At 53.5% G+C, this 15,584-nt stretch carries 6 protein-coding genes and 1 pseudogene; 6 read left to right on the top strand and 1 reads right to left on the bottom strand.

All coding sequences use genetic code 11. The annotated features are described in order from the left end of the window. Nucleotides 1–53 precede the first annotated feature (53 nt). Complete coding sequence (eno, locus tag FYJ73_RS05730) at nt 54–1,361, bottom strand: phosphopyruvate hydratase (RefSeq protein ID WP_154533751.1); 1,308 nt, start codon at nt 1,359–1,361, stop codon at nt 54–56. Between the two features lie 291 nt (nt 1,362–1,652). Between eno and FYJ73_RS05725 the strand changes: the two genes are divergently transcribed. The 6 genes and pseudogenes from FYJ73_RS05725 to FYJ73_RS05705 all read left to right on the top strand — a co-directional run bounded on the left by FYJ73_RS05725 (nt 1,653) and on the right by FYJ73_RS05705 (nt 14,790). Further along, complete coding sequence (locus FYJ73_RS05725; RefSeq protein WP_154533750.1) at nt 1,653–3,785, top strand: M3 family metallopeptidase; 2,133 nt, start codon at nt 1,653–1,655, stop codon at nt 3,783–3,785. A gap of 310 nt (nt 3,786–4,095) precedes the next feature. After that, nucleotides 4,096–6,741: pseudogene (locus tag FYJ73_RS05720) on the top strand (glycoside hydrolase family 88 protein); the annotation flags it as partial. Beyond that, a complete protein-coding gene (locus FYJ73_RS15865) occupies nt 6,727–7,932 on the top strand; it encodes a pectinesterase family protein (RefSeq protein WP_235899248.1) in 1,206 nt (401 codons plus the stop codon). The pseudogene FYJ73_RS05720 and the gene FYJ73_RS15865, both read left to right, overlap by 15 nt. A gap of 137 nt (nt 7,933–8,069) precedes the next feature. Next, on the top strand, nt 8,070–11,300 hold the full coding sequence (locus tag FYJ73_RS05715) for a SusC/RagA family TonB-linked outer membrane protein (protein ID WP_154533748.1): 3,231 nt from the start codon (nt 8,070–8,072) through the stop codon (nt 11,298–11,300). Between the two features lie 12 nt (nt 11,301–11,312). After that, the gene (locus FYJ73_RS05710; protein WP_235899247.1) at nt 11,313–13,142 is read left to right on the top strand and encodes a RagB/SusD family nutrient uptake outer membrane protein; all 1,830 of its coding nucleotides are present in this window, start codon (nt 11,313–11,315) and stop codon (nt 13,140–13,142) included. A gap of 37 nt (nt 13,143–13,179) precedes the next feature. After that, nucleotides 13,180–14,790: a DUF4957 domain-containing protein gene (locus FYJ73_RS05705; protein WP_235899246.1), complete on the top strand. Its 1,611-nt coding sequence runs from the start codon at nt 13,180–13,182 to the stop codon at nt 14,788–14,790. Nucleotides 14,791–15,584 lie beyond the last annotated feature (794 nt).

Raw genomic sequence — 15,584 nt, 5'->3', positions numbered from 1 at the left:
TTGTAACTTCCCCCAGCCCTGGTCACAACCCAAAGCTTTCGGAAAAACGAATTTTATTTCAGCTTCTTGTAGCCATATACAGCACGGTCACCAAGCTCTTCCTCGATACGGATCAGCTGGTTGTACTTTGCCATGCGGTCAGTACGGCTCATGCTGCCTGTCTTGATCTGTCCGGAGTTGGTAGCCACAGCGATATCAGCGATCGTGGTGTCCTCCGTCTCACCGCTACGGTGACTTGTCACGGTGTTGTAGCCATGACGATGAGCCATCTCGATGGCCTCTAAAGTCTCGGTGAGTGAACCGATCTGGTTGACCTTGATGAGAATAGCATTGCCTGCTCCCATCGTGATACCCTTCTCCAGGAACTTCGTATTGGTAACGAAGAGATCATCACCGACGAGTTGCACCTTCTTGCCCAGGGCGTTGGTCAGTTTCACCCAGCCTTCCCAGTCGTTCTCGTCGAGGCCGTCCTCGATAGAGTCGATAGGATACTTGTTGACAAGCTCTTCCAGATAAGCGATCTGCTGCTCATCGTTGAGTTCCTTGCCATTAGGATCCTTAGGCATACCGTTGCTCAGTTGCTTATAGTTGTAATACCACTTCCCATCACGCTGAGTAGCAAACTCACTGGCAGCGCAGTCCATGGCGATAGTCACATCCTTGCCCGGCTCATAACCGGCATCCTTCACAGCGTCGACAATGCTCTGCAATGCGTCCTCGATACCGTCGAGTTTTGGAGCGAAGCCACCCTCGTCGCCTACAGCTGTGGACAGTCCGCGCTTCTTCAGGTTCTTCTGCAACTGATGGAAGACCTCACTGCCCATGCGGATAGCCTCTTTCTCCGAAGCAGCACCAACAGGGAGAATCATAAACTCCTGGAAGGCGATTGGAGCGTCGGAGTGAGCGCCACCATTGATGATATTCATCATTGGCACAGGCATCACGTAGGTGTTGCAGCCACCGATATAGCGATACAGGGGCAGTCCCAATGCCTTGGCAGCTGTGTGAGCCACAGCCAGTGAAACGCCTAAGATAGCATTAGCACCAAGTTTGCTCTTTGTCGGCGTGCCATCCAAAGCCAGCATCTTATAGTCAATAGCACGCTGGTCAAGCACATTGTCGCCCTTCAACGCAGGAGCGATCACGTCGTTGACATTGGCCACAGCCTTCAAGACACCTTTGCCGCCAAAGCGGTTCTTGTCACCGTCGCGAAGCTCCAAAGCCTCGTTCTCACCGGTAGATGCACCTGAAGGTACGCTGGCACGTCCCATCACACCATTATCAAGAGTGACCTCTACTTCCACTGTCGGATTGCCACGCGAATCCAAAATTTCTCTTGCATGTACTTTTTCGATTACCATAATCTTGTTGTTTAAAGTTGTTCCGAATGCAAAGGTAATGCTTTCCACACATCCTTGCAATACTCAAAAATGATGAGATCTCTTCTCCTTCTCTTCTGAGCTTTCAACATTTTAATTGCAAACGATATGCCAAGAAAAAGAAAAAAGACCCATGTTTTAATCTTTCTTGCATTTTATCAAACGATTTGGAAATTATTTAGTAACTTTGACCCAAGGCACGCCACACCACCTGCCACAATTGTTACCATCGTTGTCATACAGAGAAACATACTATATAATAATGAGTCGACTATGAACACAAAAATTAAAAAAACACTTCTGACAGTAGGATTGTCGTCATCTGTCATGCTGTCCATGGCGCAAACGCCGTCCGCCACAGCAACGACAACCAATCCGCTGCTCATTCCCAGCACACTGTCCTATGGTGCTCCGGACTTCAACCGCATCAAGGCCAGCGACTATCTGCCTGCTTTGGAGGCCGCCATTGCGCAGCAACGCAAAGCCATCAATACCATTGCTGAGAGCAAGCAGACACCGACTTTCCGCAACACGATACTTGCATACGAGAACAGTGGTAAGCTTTTAGACCGCGTCTCCAGCATCTTCTTCTGTGTCGACGAGGCTGACAAGACACCCGAGATTGCAGCGACAGAGAAAGCCATCATGCCTCAGCTTACCCAACTGGACAATGACATCTCGTTCAACGAGAAACTCTTCCGCCGGGTGAAATATGTCTACGACCATGAGTTCTCCAAGCTCAAGGGTGAGGACCGCCGGCTTCTGGAGGAGATCTACAAGGGATTTGTCCGCAACGGAGCACTCCTCTCAAAAGAGAAGAAAGCCCGCGTCGAACAGATCAACAAGCGCATCTCTGACCTGCAACAGCAATGGGGCACACAATTGCAAGAGGCTACCAACAACGCTGTCGTCTGGGTCAACAGCAAAGAGGAACTCGCCGGCCTCAGCGACGCTGACATCGCCCAATGCGAGAAAGACGCACAGAGCCGTGGCGCCAAAGCTCCTTATGCCATCGTCATCATCAACACGACGCAGCAACCCATCCTCACCAACCTCGACAACCGCGATCTGAGACGACGCGTCTATGAAGCTTCCATCCACCGCAGCGACGGCACGGGTAAATACAACACACTGCCCATCGTCGTGGAGATGGCGAAGCTCAGAGCCGAAAAAGGCGAGATCATGGGCTATCACAACTATGCTGCTTACTCACTGGAGAAGACGATGGCCAAAACTCCGGAAAACGTCTATACCTTCCTGAACAACCTCATCAAAGCTTACCGTCCCAATGCCGATAAAGAGACAGCCGCCATCGAGGCGTACGCCCGTCAGACCATGGGGCCGGACTTCCAGCTCCAGCCCTACGACCGGTTCTACTATTCTGCCAAGATGAAGAAGGCACAACTCAACCTGTCAGAGGATGAGGTGAAACCATATTTCAATATCGACAGCGTGCAGGTCAACGGTGTCTTTTACGCCGCCCACCGTGTCTACGGCTTAAACTTCAAGGAGCGTAAAGACCTTCCCACCTATCATGCCGACATGAAGGTCTTTGAGGTCTCCGACAGCACAGGCAAGCCCATCGCCCTGTTCTACAGCGACTACTTCCGCCGTCCCACCAAGCGTGGCGGTGCCTGGATGAGTTCCTTTGCCAAGCAGAGCAAAGCGTGGAATCAGTTACCTATTATATATAATGTGTGCAACTTTGCTCAAGCACCCGAAGGACAGCCGTCTTATCTGACGTGGGATGAGGTAACCACCATGTTCCATGAGTTCGGCCATGCCCTGCACGGCTTTCTCTCCAACTGTCAGTACAACACGCTCAGCGGCACTGCCGTACCCCGCGACTTCGTGGAGATGCCGTCACAGTTCAATGAGAGCTTTGCCTCCATCCCCGAGATCTTCAACCACTATGCCATCAACAGCCGAGGCGAGCATATGCCCGAAGCACTGAAAGAAAAGATGATGGAGTCGATCAACTTCCAGCCTTGCTATGCCTTGGGAGAGAACTTAGCAGCCACATGTGCCGATATGGCATGGGCCATGTTGCCGTCGAGTGCCATCCCCACGGCAGCACAGGCAACGACCTTTGAGCAAGAATCACTGAAGAAGGTGGGACTTCTCGACTCTCAGATTCCTCCCCGCTACTTCACGTCTTATTTCAATCATGTCTGGGGTGGTGGCTACGCAGCCGGTTACTACAGCTATCTGTGGACCGAAGTCCTGGCAGACAACATTGCTATGACATTCAAACAGAAGGGTGCTCTCAAGCGCACCACCGGCGACGAGTTCCGCGACAAGATCCTCAGCCGCGGTTACACCGTGGACCTGATGAAGGCTTTCTCAAGCTTCACAGGACTGCAGCAGCCCGACGCCCAAGCTTTGTTGAAGATGAGAGGACTGTAATTGTCTGATCATTATCAATGCCATCAAGCCATTGCTCACCGAAGGAGTGAGCAATGGCTTCTTTTTTTCGAAACAATCTATCAGCTATCACCCGGCTGTCATCGCGTAAAATCGTATATAAATCGACATCGCAGACATCTACATCGCAAAAGACTTCTCTGGCTGTCATCGTGTAAAATCGTATGTAAATGGGGGTAGATTCTTCCAATGAGCCTAAAAAGGTGTGGCAGTAACGAAAGGGAATGGAATTATTTTCTTAATTTTGAACCTGTCAACTAAAAGCCAATACCAACCAATCCAGCAAAAAGAAATGACGCAAAGACTCCTGAATTCATTACAGACGACGGTGAAGTTGCTACTCAGCTTCCTGCTCTTAGCTCTTTGGTCTGAGCAGGCCTCAGCCTGGGACTACGAAGCCGTGAAGCGCATCGAGAGTGCCACCGTCCTGCCCCAGCAGCCCGACCGTGAAGTGCTCGTCACCCGCTATGGTGCCAGCCCGAAGGCCAGTGCAGCAAAAAATCAAAAAGCCATCAACCGTGCCATCGCTGAGATGGCGAAGAGCGGCGGTGGACGTGTCGTTATCCCCGCAGGCACGTGGCACACCGGTGCCCTGCGTCTGTTGAGCCACGTCAACCTTGTCGTCAGCAAAGATGCCACGCTCTGTTTTGTCTTCGACACCAAGCTCTATCCCCTCGTCAAGACGAGTTGGGAGGGACTGGAGTGTTGGAACTACAGTCCATGTATCTATGCCCGTGAGGCCACCGACATCGCCATCACTGGTGAAGGTACCATAGACGGAGGAGGCAGCAACGCAACGTGGTGGGCTATGTGCGGCAAAGAGCGCTTTGGCTACAAGGCCGGCATAACCAAGGAAGCACAGAATCTGGGCTCCCGCGACCGCCTGCAGAAGATGGCAGAGGACGGCGTGGATCCTGACAAACGACGTTTCGGACGCGGCCAAGGCCTGCGCCCACAACTCATCAACGTCATGCAGTGCGAGCGCGTGCTCATCAAGGGCGTGCGACTGATCAACTCCCCTTTCTGGGTCATCCATCCTCTGCTGTCAAAAAGCATCACCGTCGACAATGTGAAGATATGGAACGAAGGGCCCAACGGCGACGGCTGCGATCCTGAAGCCTGCGAGAACGTTATCATCAAAAACTGCTCGTTCCACACCGGTGACGACTGCATCGCCATCAAGAGCGGACGCAACAACGACGGCCGTCTTTGGCAAAGACCATCCCGAAACATCATTATCCGCAACTGCAAGATGGAGGACGGACATGGGGCCGTGGTCATCGGATCTGAGATTTCCGGAGGCTGTCAGAATGTCTTCGCCGAGGATTGCATGATGGACTCGCCCAATCTCGAGCGCGTACTGCGCATCAAGACCAACAATTGCCGAGGCGGCATCATTGAGAACATCAACATGCGCAACATCAAGGTAGGACAGTGCAGTGAGGCTGTGCTGAAGATCAACCTCGACTATGAGCCCCGTGAGGCTTGCTATCGAGGCTTCAATCCTTTGGTGCGCAACGTGACGATGGAAAACGTGACCTGCGACAGGAGCGACTACGGCATCCTTGTCATCGGACTCGACACCACCGTCAATGTGCAGGACATCACCGTGCGCAACTGCCGTTTCAATGGTGTGAAGAAGAAGCCCGTCTCCGTCACAGGTCAGACCAGCAACATGGTCTATGACAATCTCTACATCAATGGCAATCTCATTCAAGACAACGCTTCCAATCCCTACTCCTCCTATGCCGAGTGGATGGCTTACTCCGAGATGCAGCGCAACCCACAGCCCTGGCTGCTCGACTTCGCCAAGAAGCCCAAATGGAACTACGCTGTCGGCATTGAGCTCGAAGGCATGCTCGACACCTATCTCCGTCATGGCGGTGACACCATCCGAAAATATCTCGAAGCCTATCTGCGGCACATGATTGCAGATGACGGTAAGGTCACCGGCTACAGCCAAAAAGACTATAACCTCGACAACGTGCGGCCTGCCAAACTCGTCGAGCGAATGCAGCAGCTCGACAAGGAAAAGCCAAGCACGACAGCCGCTAACGCTGCACGCCAAGGCAGAGACCAAGCTCTCAAAATATTCTTTGATCAGCTCAACAAGCAGCCGCGTACCACTGACGGCGTATATTGGCACAAGGCCATCTATGCCCGTCAGGTATGGCTCGACGGCATCTTTATGGGACTTCCCTTCCGCTGTCTCTATGCCAAGAATCACCTCTCGCCGCGTCAGGCCCGCAAAGTCTACGACGATGCCGTGAAGCAGATCACGACCACCGACCGGCGTACCTTCGATACCGCCACAGGACTTTGGAAACACGCCTGGGACGAGACCCACAGCGTGTTTTGGGCCGACAAAACCACAGGACAGAGCCAGCACACTTGGGCACGGGCTCTTGGATGGTATGCCATGGCCATCACCGAGGTGCTCGACGTGTTGCCCGAGGACTATGCCCGCCGCGCTGAGTTGCAGCAACTGCTCCAAAGGGTGATGACTGCCGTGGTGAAATATCAGGACGGGAAAAGCGGCGTGTGGTACGACGTCATGGATGTCAACGACCCCCGCAACTATCTTGAGTCCACCGCCTCCTGCATGTTCGCCTACGTATTGCTGAAAGGCGTGCGCACCGGCAACCTTCCGAAGAGTGCCAACGTGGACGGCCGGGCGGTCAACTACCTCTCAGCCGGCATCAAAGCTTACGAGGGCATCCTGCGACACTTCATCCGTGTCAACGACGACAAGACGATCTCTCTCACTCGTTGCTGCGCTGTCAGCGGCTTGGGCCCCGGTCCCGGCCCTCTCGTGAAAAAGCCCAACTACAAGCGCGACGGCAGTTTCGACTATTACATCAGCGAGCCCATCCGCGACAACGACGCCAAGGGCGTAGGCCCCTTTATCTGGGCCAGCCTTGAGATGGAGGCACTGCATGAGTCTCAGAAGACGGCAGGATACTACATTGCCAAACCCGGCGACGCTCAGTCGGTACTTGACATCTTCCACACAATCGCTACTTCTGAGCATAAGTCTCAGCGCGTGAAAATCTTTCTGCCCAATGGCGTTTATGACTTTGGCAACATGACGGAACAGACCTTTCCCGCCGACAGTCTCTCGATCATCGGTCAGAGCATGGACGCTACCATCCTCGTCACCCGCCCCCGAACAGAGCAGGAAGGACTGGGACTGGCCGATATGTTTCTCAACAACCGCTCCGGCCTCTATCTTCAGGACCTCACGCTCAACAATGCCCTTGAGTATTACGAGGCAGGCCGTGCCGGACGCGCAGCTGTCATGCAGGACGCAGGCAACCATACTATATATAATAAGGTGAGGATGCTCTCCCATCAGGATACCTACTACAGCAGCAACACGGCGATGAAAGCCTATTTCCGCGACTGCGACATCCATGGTACCGTAGACTTCATCTGCGGTGGCGGAGACATCCGATTCGACAATACCACGTTGAGTCTGGAGCCGCGCAATGCCGACGGCACCGGTCATCGCATCATCACAGCCCCGTCTACCACGACTTCTTTCGGCTATGTCTTTGACCATTGCCGCATCGTCGACTTGTCACAAGGCAAAGGCTCTTGGTGCTACGGACGCACATGGCGCAACCAGCCCATCAGCGTCTTCCTCCACACTGTGCTCGATGCTCATGCTGCCACTACGATACTGCCGGAGCGGTGGATCGAAAAAGGCATGAACGCCACCAACCCTTATATCCTTGGCGAATATCTCACTCAAAGTGCTGACGGTAAAATACTGTCTCCCGCCAGCCACAGCATCAACTCTTACGATGGCCCCCACTCCACCATTCTGAGCGACAATCAGGCTGCCAATTTCAGCTACGAGCGCATGTTCCCAACATGGAATCCCAAAGCTCTGACAGAAGATCTCACCGTGACAGGACTGCAATTCTCAAACAGCAAACTCTGTTGGAAGGCTACTCCGCAGGCCACAGCCTACGCTGTCTTCCACAACAATGTACTGCTAACGATCACCACCTCCACGTCGTTTTCCGCCACTTCCGCCACAGGCAAGTGGACCGTACGTGCAGCGAACGGCATGGGCGGTTTTGGTCCCGAAGCCGTCGCGCATGGAGAAAATAATACTTTTTGAGGGGGAAAATCGTTCCAAAGGTGAATAAAGCCAAAAGAAAAGGACACAGTTAACAAAATTTTCCGTAATTTTGAATCGTCACCTACACCATTAGAAACCGATAACTAAGAAAAAAAAACATAACTAAAGACAATCGTATGGCTTACAATCTCAACAAAATGCGGACCGCGCTTCTCACCGGTCTGCTCGTTTGTGCCGCTGACATCAATGCACAAATCGTCAAGGGTACGATCACCGATAAGTCGGGAGAACCCATCATTGGCGCCACTGTGCAGGAAGTTGGCTTGCCCGGCAACGGTACCGTCACCGACCTTGACGGAAAGTTCTCTATTGATATGAAAGGTGGAAAGAAGACGCTTAAGATCAGTTACGTGGGTATGAAAACCCAGACCGTGACTGTCGGCAACCGCTCTTCGCTCTCCATAAAGATGGAAGACGACGCCAACAACCTCAACGACGTGGTGGTCATCGGCTATGGCTCGGTGAAGCGTAAAGACCTCACCGGCTCTGTCGCTACGGTCGACAACAAGTCGCTCGTCGAGGTGCCTGTGGCCAGTGCCGAAGAAGCCCTGACCGGTAAGCTTGCCGGTGTACAGGTGTCTACTTCCGAAGGTTCACCCGATGCCACGGTGAAGATCCGCGTGCGCGGCGGTGGCTCAATCACGCAGAGCAACGACCCGCTCTTCATCGTCGACGGCTTCCCCGTGGACGACATCAGCAACATCCCCGCTACCGACATCGAGGACATCACCGTGCTGAAGGATGCCTCCTCCACCGCTATCTATGGTAGCCGTGGCGCCAACGGCGTCATCCTCGTCACCACAAAGAAAGGAAAGCAGGGAAAGGTCAGCGTGAGCTACAACGCCTACTACAGCTGGAAGAAAATCGCAAAGAAGGTGGACGTGCTCCAGCCCGGCGACTACGCACGGTGGCAATATGAGCTCGCACTGCTGAAAAACAACAACGATCCGTCGAAGATCTCATCCTTCACCTCGCTCTTCGGCAACTATCAGGACCTCGACCTCTACGACAACGTACAAGGCAACGACTGGCAGGACATCGCCTACGGACGCGTGGGCCACACCTTCAACCAAAGCCTCAACATCACGGGAGGATCGGAATCCATCAAGTATGCCTTCAGCTATGCCCACATGAACGACAAGGCCATCATGGTCGGCTCGAACTTCAAGCGTGACAACTTCTCGCTCAAACTCAACTCCAAGCCCACCAAGCGCACCACGCTTGACTTCCAGGCTCGTTTCAGCAACACCGACATCCGTGGTGGTGGTGCCAATGATGCTACTGGATCTTACGACACAGATAAGCGACTCAAGGACGCCGTCATCTATCCTCCAATTCCCTTGAAGGGCCTCGCAACAGAGAACGCCTCGTTCGACGACGACGATATGAACCTCTATGATCCCGTCACCTCTGCTGCCGACAACGACCGCAAGAAAAACCGCAAAAACCTCAACCTCAGCGGATCGTTCGGTTGGGAATTCATCAAGAACCTTACGGCAAAGACCGAGTTCGGCTATGACTACTATACACAGTACGACCAGCGCTTCTTCGGTCTGACCTCCTACCAGGTGCGCAACTATGCCTCCCAAGAGTATACGGGACATCCTATCATCACCCTCGACAACACTGACCGGCACCGTTTCCGCAATACAAACACGCTCAACTATGATTTCAAGGATCTCATCAACAACAAGAATCATAATCTGACATGGCTCGTCGGACACGAGTATATCATCACCAAGGAGCATGAAAACCTCAACCAGGTCGTAGGCTTCCCCGTCGACTACGATGCCAACACGGCATGGAGACTCTCCGGCACAGGCACCGCATCCGCCACAAGCGACTACTACAATCCCGACGACAAGCTGCTTTCGTTCTTCACCCGTGCCAACTATGGCTTCATGGACAAGTATTTGGTGAGCTTCACCTTCCGTGCTGATGCATCCTCAAAGTTCAGCAAGGACAACCGCTGGGGCTACTTCCCCTCCGCTGCCCTGGCCTGGCGTATCACCTCCGAGCCGTTTATGAAAGGCACAAAGAAGTGGCTCGACGACTTGAAACTGCGTTTTAGCTACGGTACTGCCGGCAACAACAACATCCCCTCGGGACAGCTCATTCAGGAGTACAGTGCCTATGATGCCAGCTCCAGCCAGCGTACCTGGGTCAACGGCTTCAACAACCCACTGCGACCCTCCAACTATATGGCTAACCCTGACCTGAAGTGGGAGACTACCATCACCCGCAACATCGGACTCGACTGGACGCTCTTCGGCGGAAAGCTCAACGGTACGTTTGAATACTACCGCAACACCACCAAGGATCTGCTCATCGCCTTCCCTGTGGCTGGTACCGGTTACGACTATCAGTATCGCAATCTCGGCAAGACCCAGAACCGCGGCTTCGAGGCTACCTTCACCTGGCATGCCATCAACAAACACAACTATGGACTCGACATCAACGGCAACATCGGACTGAACAAGACCAAGATCAAGTCGCTCGGCATGGAGAACTTCTATCAGGAGAGCCGCTGGGCTTCCTCTGAAATCGACAAGGAATATGTCATCGCCGTCGGCGGACGTGTCGGCCAGATCCGTGGCTACCGCAATGCCGGACGCTACGAGGTCAGCGACTTCTCGGGCTACGACGCTGCCACAGACACGTGGACGCTCAAAGAGGGCGTCGACGATGCCAGTGCCGTTGTCGGCAAGGTACGTCCGGGCAGCATGAAACTCAAAGACCTCGACGGCGACCATAAGGTCACAGCCAAGGACTATGACATCATCGGCGACGTGGCTCCCGATGCCTACGGCGGCTTCGGCATCAACGCCCGTGCCTACGGATTCGACCTCAGCGCTCAGTTCAGCTTCGAGATCGGCAACCAAGAGTACAACGCCAACAAAATTGAGTACACCACCTCCGGCAAGTATATCTACCGCAACCTCTGCGACATCATGGAGAGCGGAAAGCGATGGACCAACCTCGACCCTGAGACCGGACTGATCACCAACGACCCGGCACGACTCACCCAGCTCAACCAAAACACCACCATGTGGAGCCCCTACATGAGCAAGATGGTGCTCACCGACTGGGCCATCGAGGATGCGAGCTTCCTGCGCCTCAACACGCTCACGCTGGGCTACACGCTGCCTAAGTTTGTCACCAACAAGCTGGGCATCAACAGCCTGCGCTTCTACGCCACAGCCTACAACGTGTTCTGCATCACCGGCTACAGTGGCTTCGACCCCGAAAACGACACGATGAAGAAGACCACCCTCACCCCGAGTGTCGACTATTCCGCTTACCCCAAGAGCCGCAGCTTTGTCTTCGGCTTGAACCTTAACTTCTAATTACCCGCAATCATGAGACAAATACATCTTACCATAGCATCCCTCCTGTTGGCATCCGCCACGCTTGTGTCCTGCGACATGGATGCTCCCACACAATCATCGCTCAACGAGCAGTCTACCTTCTCGGTCTACGGTCTGGCCGAGCGCGAGGTGATGTCGGTCTGTGTCTCCTTCGGCGAGACCAACTCCTACCGCGGACGTTTCCTGCCCTACTACGGCATGAACACCGACATAGAGGCAAGCTCCGGTACCGTACCATCGGCAAAAGACGCCAGCAATGAGAAACAGTCGCTCTACAACTACGACACGCCGGCCAACAATCCGCAGATGAACACCGACAACAACGCCTACGCCAAATTCTACGAAGGCATCGAGCGTGCCAACCTTGCCATCCAGGGCATACGCAAGTATGGCGACATCGAGCACAACGCCGACATGCGGCAGCTCCTCGGTGAGGCTCTCACCCTGCGTGCCGTGCTCTACCTCGACCTGACCAAGGCCTGGGGCGACGTGCCCGCACGCTTCGAACCCAACAACGCCAATAATGTCTATCTGCCACGCACCAACCGCGACAGCATCTACATCCAGTTGCTCAGCGACCTCAAAGAGGCAGAGGACTACTGCTACTGGCCCAACCAGAATGCCATCACCAAGACGACAGAGCGCGTGAGCAAGAGCTTTGTCAAGGGTCTGCGCGCCCGCATCGCCCTCGTCGCTGGTGGCTATGGCCTGCGCGGCGACGGCTTCCGCCGCAGCAACAACCCTGAACTCGCGCCGGAGAAGATGTACGCTATCGCCAAGGAAGAGTGCGAGGACGTCATCAATTCGGGTCGCAACAAACTTGGAACGTTCAAGGAGAACTTTGTCAAACTCTGTGAGGACAATGTCACGGCAGGCGGCGAGAGCCTTTGGGAGATTCCGTTCTCTGACGGACGCGGACGTGTGCTCTACACCTTCGGCATCAAGCACAACGCCAAAGACCAATACACCCAGCAGGCCCAGGGCGGCGTCAACGGTCCTACCCCCACCCTCTACTACGACTATAACGCCAAGGACATCCGACGCGACATCACCTGCGTGCCCTACGACTGGAGCAAGACGCTCGTGGAAGGAAAGTCACACGTGCAACTCCGCGGCCTCACTAAGTGGTGCTTCGGTAAGCTGCGCTATGAGTGGATGAAACGTACGGTCACCTCGACCAACGATGATGGTGTCAACTGGCAATACATGCGCCTGGCCGATGTCTACCTGATGGCTGCCGAGAGCGAGAACCAGCTCAACGGTCCCGACAAGGGATGGCAATACATGAAACCAATTCTCGACCGTGCACTGCCCACTGACACCGTAGCCAAACTCAAGGCTGCCTACTGCGCCAGCAAGGAAGCATTCCAAAAAGGTATCGAGGAGCAACGTGCGCTGGAGTTCGCCGGTGAGTCGCTGCGCAAGATGGATCTCGTCCGCTGGGGCATCATCGACGAGGCCATGAACATGGAGAAAACCAAACTACAACAGCTCGCCAACCGCGAGGGACGCTATGCCGGACTGCCCGACAAAGTGTATATCAACAACTCGACCGATGCCAATAGCATCGAATACTACGGCCTCAACAAGGGCGAGGACGACCCCGACGTAATCGCCAAACTGAAAGATGCCGAATGGTCGTCAAAGAACTGGTTTGTAGACTCCGCCACAGGCACCAACATCCTCACCGACGACTATATCAACGGTCTCTTCGTCGTCACGCCGTCAACCCACTGCCTGTGGCCGATCTGGCAGACATTTATCGACGGCAGCAACGGAAAGCTCAACAACGACGGCAATCTCGGACAGCTCAACAACTAAATCTTCTCTTACTCTAACTCTCAATCGTATTTGAACAATGAAAGCATATCATATCATCGCCTTATCGCTCGTCAGCGCCACCATGGGGCTGACGGCATGCTCAGGCCCGATGGACGAGATCACTAGCCTCATCCTTGACCGCAACTTCTCCCCCATCGGACTGGAGGCAAAGAATGTATCGACCAGCACCGCCAACCTCAGTTGGCAACCGGTGAGCGGTGCCACCTCGTATGAGGTGGAAGTCTATCCCGACGACAGCCTGGCCTTCGCCACTACACCAAAGACCTTCACCACTGAAGGTGTTTCGCTCAATCTGGAGGGACTGACCTACGACACCAAATACTCGGCCCGCGTGCGTGCTGTAGACAACAGCGATGCCTCGCGCAACTCAAAGTGGACTTCCGTCTACTTCCGTTCCGATGCCCAGCAGATCATGCAGAGCATGGCACTGGAAGACGTAGGCGACAAGGATGTCATCATCAAATGGCCTAAGGACTCGCTCATCAACAGCGCAAGCATCCTCGACAAAGACGGCAACGTCGTGCTGACACAAGAGGTGACCGCTGAGGAGCAGGCTGCCGGACGCAAGAAGATCAGTGGACTGACACCTGAAACCAGCTATGTGGCCAAGATCTACAATAATGGTAAGGAGTGCGGCAGCAAGAAATTCACAACAATCGCCGACCTGAGCGGTGCCACCATCGTGCGCTCTACCGACGACTTCAGCAGTATGCTCGAAAACGCTACTGAGGGTCAGGTATTCGCACTCTACAATGGCACCTACATGATTAGCTCCGGTTCTGAGACACCCGACAAGGCTGGCTCGGCAGTCATAGAGCACTCTGTCACCATCAAGGGCATATATCCCACCGCCAAACCGACGATTCAAGGTACATTTAAGTTGCAGGCCGGTGCTTCGCTCACGCTGAGCAATCTCGTATTGGACGGTACAAACAATGCAGCCACCGACCAGTTCTTCGACTATAAGTCGGCAGGTGACTACAAACTGCTCGATGTAGAGGACTGCGAAATCATCGGTGCTGGCGACCAGAAGGGCCTGCTCTATGGCAACACCGACCAGGCGATCATCGACAACGTGGTCTTCCGCAACAACAAGATCCATGGTATCGGATGCGACGGTGGCGACTTCTTCGACGTACGCAAGAGCTATATCAAGGACATCACGTTTGTCAACAACACGGTCTATAACTGTGCCAACGAGCGCGACCTCTTCCGCTACGACGACAAGGCCAGCAACTATGGCAACCCCGTACCTGTCATCACCGTGAAGAACAACACCTTCTACAATGTGATGAACGCCACCAGCGGCAAGCGCTTCCTCTACATCCGCTTCAACGGCAAGAAGGGCGGCCAGCAGATCACCTGGGCCAACAACCTCATCGTCAACACCCAGGCTGTCTACACCAATCAGAGCACGACATCAACACCGTCTTACCAGAACAACTATTATTTCGGCTGTGCCAACGCCAACTTGTTCGCCGCCAGCGATCCAGAGAACAAGCTCTACTGGAATGGTGATACGAGCGGCAAGAACGGTGCTGATCCAAAGTTCAAGGATGCTGCCAAGGGCGACTTCACTGTTGGCAACGAAGATGTGAGCAAGCTCGGCGTGGGTGTACAGAAATAGAAAAGTAATGAGTAAAGACTGACGAACGATCATATAGGTCTTTGACCTTCGTTCTGTCAGAAACAATTAGCGGCCGTGTGCATTCGGGCTCCCGTCCTCTCGGGAACAGAATGCCACGGCCGCTTTGTCATTGGTGTATATGACGGATATTCAGTGAAGCTGCTGAAGAAACCACCCACGAGTAACAGATTGTAAAAAAGCCAAGCACTATCATCGTATCCTGTCTGCGGAGGAGACATGAGCCAACTAAAGCATTTTACTTTCTGTCTGACAATACCGGTACGTTTTCTGCAACCTCTATCCAGCGGCTCCCGAACAGCAACCTGTTGTGGCACTACTGTGAGTGAAAACCTACATGATAGCCGAAATGTATTGACAAAAGTCTGTCACCGCGGGCAAGCATTCTAGAGAGAAAGTCAACGTGTATTTTAGAAAAAACTGGTTTCAAAAGACGAAAAAAACAAGCTCGACTGATCAAAAAGGTGAGATGAGTGCATCAAACAACCGAGATGACCAGGTCAAACAACCGAGATGACCGCATCAAACAACCGAGATGACAACATCAAAAAGGTACTTTGACGAGAAATTCTCTAGAGAATTTCTCGTCAAAGTACCTTTTTTATAGTAGCTCCAAAACATAATTTCGCGTATATGGTTATAAATCAGCAAGTTAAGAAAAACAGCTCTATTTTTGCGAAAATCCGGGCAATGGACACTTTGTTCCAAAAGAACGCATTCTCAGGGCCGTTTTTTTGTCAGTTTTATCAACAAGACACACTTGATGATAATTTAGG

The organism is Hallella mizrahii, from assembly GCF_009695775.1.
Classification (GTDB): domain Bacteria; phylum Bacteroidota; class Bacteroidia; order Bacteroidales; family Bacteroidaceae; genus Prevotella; species Prevotella mizrahii.
Note: the sequence above shows the minus strand (reverse complement) of the source record. Positions and strands in the feature narration are given on the sequence as shown.

Coding starts and splice junctions, on each gene's coding strand:
- eno (WP_154533751.1), bottom strand. CDS start 1,361: ATGGTAATCGAAAAAGTACATGCAAGAGAAATTTTGGATTCGCGTGGC.
- FYJ73_RS05725 (WP_154533750.1), top strand. CDS start 1,653: ATGAACACAAAAATTAAAAAAACACTTCTGACAGTAGGATTGTCGTCA.
- FYJ73_RS15865 (WP_235899248.1), top strand. CDS start 6,727: ATGGAGGCACTGCATGAGTCTCAGAAGACGGCAGGATACTACATTGCC.
- FYJ73_RS05715 (WP_154533748.1), top strand. CDS start 8,070: ATGGCTTACAATCTCAACAAAATGCGGACCGCGCTTCTCACCGGTCTG.
- FYJ73_RS05710 (WP_235899247.1), top strand. CDS start 11,313: ATGAGACAAATACATCTTACCATAGCATCCCTCCTGTTGGCATCCGCC.
- FYJ73_RS05705 (WP_235899246.1), top strand. CDS start 13,180: ATGAAAGCATATCATATCATCGCCTTATCGCTCGTCAGCGCCACCATG.